Source organism: uncultured Lactobacillus sp. (genome assembly GCF_946477725.1).
GTDB lineage: Bacteria > Bacillota > Bacilli > Lactobacillales > Lactobacillaceae > Lactobacillus.
Genome location: NZ_CAMKZC010000035.1, coordinates 1 through 9,898 on the forward strand (window position 1 = coordinate 1; position 9,898 = coordinate 9,898).

The 9,898-nt window shown below is 35.5% G+C and carries 10 protein-coding genes and 2 pseudogenes; 4 read left to right on the forward strand and 8 right to left on the reverse strand.

The genetic code is table 11. From position 1 onward, the window contains the following. The 3 genes and pseudogenes from Q0R51_RS08435 to Q0R51_RS08445 all read left to right on the forward strand — a co-directional run. Positions 1–521, forward strand: a pseudogene (locus Q0R51_RS08435) (MFS transporter); the annotation flags it as partial. A 541-nt stretch (positions 522–1,062) separates the two neighbouring features. Continuing rightward, positions 1,063–1,371, forward strand: a complete 309-nt coding sequence (locus Q0R51_RS08440; protein ID WP_294758081.1) for a hypothetical protein — start codon at positions 1,063–1,065, stop codon at positions 1,369–1,371. Positions 1,372–1,548: 177 nt separating this feature from the next. After that, entirely contained in the window at positions 1,549–1,809 is a 261-nt protein-coding gene (locus Q0R51_RS08445) for a hypothetical protein (protein WP_046324003.1), read from the forward strand. Positions 1,810–1,927: 118 nt separating this feature from the next. Here the strand turns inward: Q0R51_RS08445 and Q0R51_RS08450 are convergent, their stop codons facing one another. After that, complete coding sequence (locus tag Q0R51_RS08450; RefSeq protein ID WP_294758084.1) at positions 1,928–2,776, reverse strand: helix-turn-helix domain-containing protein; 849 nt, start codon at positions 2,774–2,776, stop codon at positions 1,928–1,930. A gap of 100 nt (positions 2,777–2,876) precedes the next feature. On the opposite strand from Q0R51_RS08450, the gene Q0R51_RS08455 reads away from it, so the two are divergent. Then, positions 2,877–4,130 carry an MFS transporter gene (locus tag Q0R51_RS08455; protein ID WP_294758087.1) on the forward strand — a complete coding sequence of 418 codons (1,254 nt, stop codon included), beginning with the start codon at positions 2,877–2,879 and terminating at the stop codon, positions 4,128–4,130. 487 nt (positions 4,131–4,617) lie between these two features. Here Q0R51_RS08455 and Q0R51_RS08460 read toward each other — a convergent pair whose 3' ends face one another. From Q0R51_RS08460 to Q0R51_RS08490, 7 genes and pseudogenes are all read right to left on the reverse strand, one after another. Continuing rightward, positions 4,618–4,890 carry a hypothetical protein gene (locus Q0R51_RS08460; RefSeq protein ID WP_294758100.1) on the reverse strand — a complete coding sequence of 91 codons (273 nt, stop codon included), beginning with the start codon at positions 4,888–4,890 and terminating at the stop codon, positions 4,618–4,620. Positions 4,891–5,051: 161 nt separating this feature from the next. Next, the gene (locus tag Q0R51_RS08465; RefSeq protein WP_294758089.1) at positions 5,052–5,183 is read right to left on the reverse strand and encodes a hypothetical protein; all 132 of its coding nucleotides are present in this window, start codon (positions 5,181–5,183) and stop codon (positions 5,052–5,054) included. 632 nt (positions 5,184–5,815) lie between these two features. Next, a complete protein-coding gene (locus tag Q0R51_RS08470) occupies positions 5,816–7,042 on the reverse strand; it encodes an MFS transporter (protein WP_294758091.1) in 1,227 nt (408 codons plus the stop codon). 103 nt (positions 7,043–7,145) lie between these two features. Further along, entirely contained in the window at positions 7,146–7,991 is an 846-nt protein-coding gene (locus Q0R51_RS08475; protein WP_294758093.1) for a helix-turn-helix domain-containing protein, read from the reverse strand. Positions 7,992–8,011: 20 nt separating this feature from the next. Next, positions 8,012–8,287: pseudogene (locus tag Q0R51_RS09075) on the reverse strand (hypothetical protein); the annotation flags it as partial. Between the two features lie 55 nt (positions 8,288–8,342). Beyond that, positions 8,343–8,666: a hypothetical protein gene (locus Q0R51_RS08485; protein ID WP_294758096.1), complete on the reverse strand. Its 324-nt coding sequence runs from the start codon at positions 8,664–8,666 to the stop codon at positions 8,343–8,345. A gap of 559 nt (positions 8,667–9,225) precedes the next feature. Then, positions 9,226–9,898 (reverse strand): Fic family protein (locus Q0R51_RS08490; protein WP_294758098.1); only part of this gene is annotated, 673 nt, incomplete at its 5' end.

Consider the following 9,898-nt stretch of genomic DNA (forward strand, 5'->3'; position numbering starts at 1 on the left):
AACCTTTAATTTCAATCGTAATCGCTGGTAATAAGTCTTCTATGGTCATTGGAACATACAGTTTTACGATTGCCCTAATAGGAGCTGTAATGACTGCTGGTATGGCACTTGGTAGCATTGTAGGCACAAAATTATTCAAGAACATGTCATTATTCACTATCGCAATTATTTCAACAGCTTTAAGTATCGCAGTTATTGGTACAATGCTTATTAAAAATATTTTCATTTGTCTGCCTGTCATGGCAAGCCTTGCAATATTTATTGGTACGGCTAGCCCTAAATTAACACAGTGGCTTGTTGAAGCAGTCGACCAAAACATTTTGTCATCAACTATGGGAATGCTTAACACAATTTTAATAGTGACTGCGCCAGTTATGACAACTATTTTTACTACAATTACTGCTTCTTTCGGCATTACTATCGCATTAACACTATTATGTATAACTTGTTTAATTATTTTAGCAGCAATAGTTGGGGTAGCCTATTCTACTAATAAAAATGCAGCTATTAATGAGGCATAACTAGAAACAAATTTATTACATTTACCTGTCCTTAATTTATGCCAAAGTAAAATAATTCCATATATATCAAAGCAACTTAACATAATGAAATAAAAGAGCCAGTTAAAAAAATGAACACTGGTGGCCAAAAATCTTGAAATAATTAGGCATAAGATCTCCAGACATGTTAAAATCGCCTCTGATTGGTTTATAATTATTCGCTAACAATAGAGAGCTTAACGTTTAAAAGTAACGTATTCAAAATTATTTTGACAATAATTGCACCTACTATAATGATGATTTCCACTGTATTTTTAAAATAAGCAATCAATATTTCAAATGACTTGTAAGAGTCATTTTTATTTTGTCTTTTAGTTATTAATCTTTGAAAAATTTGATAATTTTATATTATCAAGCACAAATTAACTGGATATTTAAAGAACTATATGTTTATATATACATAACTATTTTTAATATTATTTGTTGACAATCTTTTATACTGAACTATGATTTTAGTATCAATGTCGATATTAACGAAAAATATTATGAAAGGCGTACTATTATGAAAAGTACCATTAAAAAATTGGGAATTTCTCTTGCAGCAGCAAGTTTTATAGGAACGACTATGGCAACAACTGTAGTAAATACATTTGCTGCTACGGATAACTCCGTAAGTAATTCCAATGAAAATCAAAACGACAGTTCATATGAGGCATTGTACGGTTCATTAACTAAAGATCAACAAGATGAGTTTGATCAAATTGTTAATGGTGCTGGACTTAATGAGGAGCAACAGAATACTCTCTTACAAGACAAAATTACTGAACAAAACAATAACCTGACGCGTGGTTTAAAGTTAGAAACAATTTAAAAGCTAAATCACTAAAAGCTTTTGTAAACTTTCTAACTGATTATGAAGGTAAAGCTGAAGACGGTTACGGTATGCACTAATTCATTATCTCCATTTTGACAAGACAGTCGCTTACTGGACTGCACGAACAATCGTATTTATTTATCTTTAAAATAATTTAAAAGGTGTGACTATAACATGAATACTACTTTAGTAATAATAATAATTATTTTAGCTTTAGAGCTTCTGCCAATTGATACTTGGCTTATTAAGTATAATATGGCGATTGCTAAACCTATATTTTTTAGTTTAGCGTTGATTGCCGTGTTTATTCTCTCTCTAGTAGGCTTTTCAAAAGCTTTTCATTGGTATGATTATCTAATAGCGGTTATTGCATGTATTTATGAGTGGATAATATTCTTCAGAAATACTCAAAATAAGCAAAAGCAAACTAATTAGCTCTGCCAAAGATGATAGATTTCAATTTTATCTTGTTTAGATAATTTAGACATAAAAATACCCCCAAATTTAGGATAAATTTGGGGGTACTTCAAAATCAAACATGGCTTTTTCAAGTTTATTTATTTGCAACTAAAAGCTCTTCTAACTCCTTACCATAATCCGGCATTCCAGCTAGTTTGATACTTTTAATTATTATTTCTGTTTCATCCAGATATTTTTGATCATGATTATTTTGATATTTAACTATATTATAAAATGCCGGTATCAGCAGCTTATAAAAGAAAACCTCCGGTTTTGTTTTTATTTGATCCGCATAATTAACAAATTCCTCAGTTTCTTCAAATCGCTTATTTCTAATGCAAAAAATCAGCATATTGATAATGATAGCCAAAATTTTTTCTTGTATTCTGACACTGCTTGATCCAACAAGCTGTTTTATTATCCTTTTAGATAGCAATAAGTTGCTATTCAAATCATAAAAGCTCATGAAATTACAGTACATAATTAATCCATCTTCATCAAAATTAGAAATATTAAAAACTTTTTCTTTCATTCTGTCTATAACTTCTTTATCTAGCATTGTAAGGTCTTTACTAATTACCGCAATATAGGCATCAATAAGAAGTAATTCATCATTTTTATTAGGTAATTCACCTTCAGCAACTACATCTCGTATTTGTTGCAACTCTTTTTTAGAATTTTGGTAGTATGCTTCATTAATAAGTCGATTTATTTCTAATTCTTGTTGATTAATCGACTTATCTTTTTGATTTAATTTACTGAAAAAATCAATCACTGGAATTTGATTAGAATGTAGTAATTCAATTAAATCTTCGGCAGAAATCCGACTTAAATTTTTTTCTACTTTCGCATAGAATGAAGGGCTTATCACATCTTTTGCCCATTGTTTCTGCGTCTTTTTTTGACTTATCCGATAATCTTTTAACAACTCCCCAATTGTCATTTTTATTCCTTCTAACTTTAAACTGTCAAATATGACATTCCTCTCTTTTTCATTATAACCAAAATATACTAAATATATAGTTAATAAAAGAGGTAAAAACATGAACATTTTTTTAAAGAATAAAAATTACAGAAAATTTACCCTCGCCAGCTGGTTATCCGGCGCAGGCAACATCCTGTTCTACCTGGCCCTCATGACTTATGCTAGCAAGTTAAAAAATTATTCCCTGGCATTATCTTTAATTGCAATTACCGAGTCTCTGCCTGATTTAATTCAAAGTTTCAGCGGCTACCTGGCTGACCGGACACACAATAAGTATCGCGTAATTGTCTGGCTGGCAGTTATTCGCTTTGCGTTATACATGCTGGTGGGTCTGCTTTTTGCCACCAATATTGCCGGCTGGAACCTGGTCTTAATGGTTATCGGACTCAACTTTGTATCTGATCTTTCCGGCATGTACTCTGGCGGTTTACAAACGCCGCTAATCGTTGGCCTCGTCGGTGAAAACGAAATGGCCGAAGCTCAGGGTTTTACAAGCGGCGTATCACAACTAATTACGCTAGTTGCACAATTTGTTGGCTCCGGGCTCCTGCTCTTCATGTCATACTCAGAACTGGCTATTGTCAACGCACTAACCTTCTTAGCAGCAGGCTTACTTTATGCCAACATTGGGACGAACGTTCATAAGCAACAGCCTGAGCAGACAGAAGAGGTCAATGACCAAAACTTCTTTGCCACAATTGGTTCATCATTTAAGCAAGTAAGGCAAGCCCACGGACTTTTAACGATTGTTTTAGTTGTAGCTATGCTTAATGGCTTGCTCAGTTCTGTCCAGCCATTAATTTCAATCGTTATTGCAGGAAACAAAAGCATGCTTATCGGCAGCTATAGTTTCACCATCGCACTTCTAGGAGCCGCTGCCGCAATTGGTTTAGCTCTTGGCAGTGCAGTCGGCACCAAACTCCTTAAAAACACATCGCTTTTCCAGCTATCTTTATTATCTACTATTAGTAGTGCCATTATGGCTATTGTCATCCTAAATAAGAATATCGTGTTTTGCCTTATTCTAATGACCACTCTTGGTTTCTTAGCTGGTACGAGCAGTCCCAAGTTAATGCAATGGTTGGTTATCTCCGTAGATCGCAAAATATTATCTTCTTCAGCAGGGCTTTTAAACACAATCTTGGCAATCGCCGGTCCTTTAATGACGACATTATTTACCACCATAGCTGGTACAATCAACGTTAATTACGCCTTGTACGGTGTCCTAGTACTTAGTGCAATCGTCTTCACTGTTACTTTAATTGTAATGATAAAAGTCAACAAAAAAACAAAACAAGCTAAAATTGCATAAAAATTTATTGATGTTTTTACCTAAAAAATCCAGACCAATCTAACTTAACATAATGTCATTGAACAAAGTTGCTACAGAGAACAGAAACCTAAGGGGCAATTTAGCAATAAATATTGGTGAACTGTAAGCAATATAGGAAAAGGAAAGACTGTCAGTTCAGTCTTTCCTTTTTTCATGGCTAGCCAATTTTACACTTATATTACTTAATAAAGTTATTGTTGGGACGGTCTTTTTGTTTACTTGTGTTTGTTGACATAAGGCAATAATACGTGAGGCAAATTCCAGCACTAGTTTTAATGCATGGTAAACACTCAATGGCTGAACACCTTTCTAAAGGACTTCGTGCCATATGCACTCTTCCTCTCAAAACAATTTACCATCAATTAAAGCCAGCTATATCAAGAACCACAGTATTCTTGAATAACAAAAGGCAATTAGTTCAATGAACTACCTGCCTTCATATTGCTATATTTGTAATCAATGCTACTTAACAAGAAGCATCATTTTTTCTTTTCTTTAAAAAACGAGTTATTGCTGTATATATAGCAATAACCATAACTATAGATACATAAGCTGTACCCAACATGATTTCTGTGAACCAAAAATCCTTTATTGCGCTTGCCTCATGGACTCCAAAAATCATAGTGCCAAAACTATAATATGCGGAAAAAAGTGTGATCAAAACCAGTCCGACAACTATAATCAGTAATAAACTTGTTAGCCAATCTAAAAACTTTTTAATAGAATTCAAACTTGTCACACTTTCCATTGCGCTAGAGTATACAACAAATACTTACTTAAAATAGTTTACTTGCAAAAGTTTGCTGCTGCTCAAATTTTCGACTTTTCTTACCAAAAGTATTTTTTACTTACTAAAATACTTTAATTGTAGCAAAAAGCACTTTTTAGACCAACCCAAATTTAGATATAAATATCCTTTTGCAAATTATACATATTACGGTAATCCGCATTACGTCTGATTAATTTTTCGTGTGTATCAAAGCCGAGAATTCTACCATTTTGTAAAAAGAGAATCTTATCTGCATATTTCACCGCAGACAAGCGCTGAGTTACAAAAATAATCGTTCTGCCTTTGTTTTCTTTCGGTAAATTGTAAAATAGAGTTTGAATTTTATGACTGGCCTGAATTCAAGAATTTTTTAGATAAAATGTCTAACTTTTTAGTTGCACTTCAATTGGACCTAAGTCCATCTGAAGGGTTTTACTATGGTCAATTTTCCGTTGAACAAAAATTACAGGCACTCAGCTTACATGAGGAGGGCTACAGCACTGTTCTGTAGCTCAAACAATTGACACTGACTCACATCAACTAATTGATACCTAGACGAATACTTACAATTTCAAACTTGACTAAAAGCCGTGGCATCCACCAGTCCATACCACGCAAAGGCAACGGACTGATGGTAGGCTTTCTTTGATACCTTAAAGTGGAATATGTTCTACGGCTTTGAACAGACCTTCAAGAACTTACCTTCACCGGAACAAGCAAACTGAAAGGACTAACCTCGATTTAATATCGGAAGTTAGTCCTTAACCAGAAATTATTAAACTACTTTAATTTCAAGGGGCATATCTATTTTTAGTCTGAATGCTCAATCAAAACATCGCCAAACTATAGCAACAGAATCTAATGAATAATCATGTTAATGCCATGCGGATTCTTTTTACTTCTTGGCCTTGTGCCTGACCACACCGAGGTAGTAGACCGCCGCGAGCAGCAGCGTAACGCCGTAAATGTACTGCGTGCTGATTGCGCCCAGCCGGTCAACCACCAGTCCGCCCGCCATCGTCCCGAGCGGGATCATGACGGACAGGATACTGTCGTTGATGGTCTCGATGCGCCCCAGCACCGCAGACGAGAAACTGACCTGCACCAGGGCCTCAAAGTCCGTGTTCATCATGGTGAGCCACAAAGAGGAGACGGCCGAGTTCAGCAGGATGAGCAGGACGCTCAGGCCCGCCGTCAGCGGAACCAGGAGGCGGAAGACGCCAGCACCCACAAAGCAAATTGCGATGAACAATTCCATGCTCTTCTTGCCCAGCTTGAAGTGCTGCACCAGGAAGGCACCAGCGATGCCGCCCAGAGACGAGGCCATCAGCAGGCCACCGTAGCCGATTGCCGAGTCATGAACGTAGTTCTGCCCAAAATACGGCAGGCCCACGTCGAAAATGCCGTAGAAGAAGTTGACGACGCACAGCGGCAGAATCAGTTCCAGGATGTTCTTTTCATCCTTCAGCGTCTGCCAGCCAACGTGCAGGTCCTTCCAGTAGGAGCCGGTGAAGTACTCCTCGCTCTCCAAGACGTCCTTGGCCAGGGCGTTAATCTGCAGGCGCCCGTAGGTCAGCAGGGCCAGCGCAAAAACCACGCCGGAGATGACCACGGTCATGCTGATTGACGTTGTCGCAATCAGAAAGGTGGCAAAACCGTCCAGAACTAAGTCCAAAACGCCGTAGGTCACCTCGAACAGGCCGTTGAAGTGGAGCATGTCCTTTTCCGCGACAAACAGCGGCAGCAGTTTGGTTTCGGCCGGGTAAATAATGGTTGAAAGAACCGTGGAGGCCGTGTAAAGAATTAAGACCATAGCGTCAGCCCCGATGCCGCCTTGGCCCAGCTGCAACACCCCCACCACCGCAGCGCTGATTGCGGCCTGAATGATGGTGGAATAGTTCAGCAGCTTCTTCATTGAGATGCGATCAATCAGAGGGCCCAGGCCGAACGAGACCATGTCAACCCCGGAAGTAACGGTCAACAGGACCGCTACCATGAAAGGTGAGTGCCCGGTCTCCTTGAAGTACCAGAGCACCGCCATGTAGAACAGACTGTCGGCGATGTTGGTCGTGACTCGGCCAACTAGCAGCTTATAAACGTTTACATATTTTTTACATAACATAATACACTTTTTTAATTATAATCCTTTTCTTATTTTTAATAATACTCATAATCGGTTGGCTATAAATCCATAATAAATTTATATTTTTAAATAAACAAAAATTTCACAGTGGCCAATTTTTAACCACTAATGTACACCCCATATCAAGCAGATTCTCTTTAATCTGCTTAGCACGAGTTAAATTACCAGAAAACAATGCCGAATAATATTTAGCTGATATTATATAAATGATAAAATGAGTGGTTGACTCTAAGCTTTGAAGATAATTTATAGCATTCACTACATTAGCTCCAATTATCCCTATTTTTCCATTCAATCCTATTGTTTGAGAATATTTCCAATGTAAATAGTTAACACAAACGATGGCAAATCTTTCTTTCATAATTTCTGAAATGTTTTTAGATCGTGATATTTTATTAAAGAAAAAGACCATCTTTTTTTCAACAAATTCAGATGGTAAAATTTCAAATGATGTAGCAAACAAAAGTAAAGCTTGAATATTAAAAATCCAGTTACTCTCTTTATTTAAATCATCTATAATGGATTTCTTAAACTTATTATCTAAATCATCTGTAGTTTTTGTCAAAAAAGCAACAGCTATCTGTACTCTTTTTTTAAAATGAATACTAACATTAGCCTTTTTAATCTGCTCGAATGTTGTAACTGCTGCTGCAATATCATGATTATTAAATGCAAGTCCAAATTGAGAGGATAATTTTTGTTCTAACCTATTGGAGGGAGGCATGTAAGTATCAGATACTTTATCAAAGAAATAAGATAAGTCTATATTGTGTTTTAGTAGTAATTTTATTAATAAATCACTGCTTATTCTTCTAGTACCATGGATTACACGTGAATACGTACCAGTTGTAATAATGCCAGCAGCCATTTCTTTTCCGGTTAGTCCAAGCTCTTTCTGCATTTCTTTCAAGGCTTCACCAATTGTCATAACTAATCTACCTTTTATGGTTATTCTTCATCAAGCTCTATTTTATGTTGATAGCTATTTAACCAGTTCCTTTCTCTAGGAAAGAAAGGAAATCTACCACTAGGATCAGCAATAGTTGTCTTTTCTAAGAGATGTCCTACATAGAATCCAGTAATCTGTGCAGAATAAATAGCTTCTGGGACTCCAGATATTGGCATTGTTACACTTCCTATAGCAAACAAACCTGGTATTTTTGTTCTACCAAATGAATCTGTAACTATAAATCCATTTGATTGCAAAATCTTCAAATTTTTTAAAAAATTAGTAGAACCATTATTTAATTTATACGAGTTATAATCAAATAATAAACCGTCATACCTTTTTTATACTAATATCAACACCGTCAAATCCGGTAGCCGAAACAATTTTATTATTAAACTGAGCTATTTTTTTATATTCTTGTACAGAGGAAACACTAAAGCCAGCCACAAATCTTGATAAAAGCGAAATTACTTTTGAGTTATAACAAGCTTTTATAGAATAAAGTAATTTTGTCTCATTAGTTTTTACTTCCGATAATTGTTTTAACGCTTCATCTATATTAAATCTAATAGCATCTTTTAAATAAATAACTGACGGTGTAGCAATTTTTTCACTATTTTTTATGCCTTTTATTATTATATCGTTAATTTTCATAGCTTTGCCTTATCTATTCAGCGTTATTCTTTAATTTTAATTTTAGCATAAGCTCATATTATGTTTGCCTATTTTTCCTATAGGAAACTAAAACTTCTGTCCTGACATCGGTCCATGCGCAGATATCCTGGGGGTGTGCGGGCATCTGCGCTTAACTCCTTCCATGTTCAGATAATACGCGCTAACAAAAAAATAAAATGGTAAATTGTAAAATGAAGTTGAACACTTGCCCTGATTAGAAAAAAAGTCCATTGAACTTCTCTGATAGAATGTAATTAACCAAAATTCTAGAAAGAAGTTACCAATGAATCCGTGATACCCAAACTACTAAAGAGCGCTAAAGATAGTTGTCAACCATTCTTCACTCGGATCAGTGTTTAATTAAATTTATAATATTACCTAGTTATTTTGTTAATTTTAACGAACTTGTTGTTTTTAGAAATAGATCGTCAACGATAATATGCTAATATATGGAACAATTCTCTTAGTTTTTCTGTTACTAAAATTATCGGTGCAAAATAATTAAATTTTGCACCGATTGTTTGTTTATTACACTGCTTTAGTCATTGGCAATATAGCGACTTGCTTTTCCTTTGCCTACTAAACCTATTTTTCCTTCTTTGCGCAACCTAGCTAAAGCATGTTTAATAGTACTTTCACCATATTGAGGCACTAAATTCATTAGTTCCTGTCTAGATAACGGCTTTAAACTATTAATAATTTTACTCAATAGCAATGATTCCGGATCCCTTTCCGTATCACCAGTGATGTCAATTCTTGAATCTAATTCACGATAAGCTTGCAATACGATACTCAAAAAGTAGTCAACATATGGTCCATAATCGTTTTCATTATTAATCCATGCTTTACCTGAACTTTCTAACAAAGTCCGGTAATATTGCGCCTTAGTTTTTTCAATTAAACGTTCCAAACTAATATACTTACCAACTCCGAAACCTAATTGTTGTAATTCAAGTAACATTAACAAGCGTGACATTCTGCCATTACCATCTCTAAATGGGTGAATTGATACAAAATCCAACATAAATGCTGCCACTAGTATTAATGGCGGGAAAGAATTATCACAAATTGCATTATTATAAGTTTCACATAAACTTTGGACTAATTCAGGTGTGATATATGCTGGTGGTGGAGTAAAGCGAGTTTCTTTATGACCATCTGCAAAGGTAGTAATAATTGCATTATCAATGTCCTTAAATTGACCACCCCAG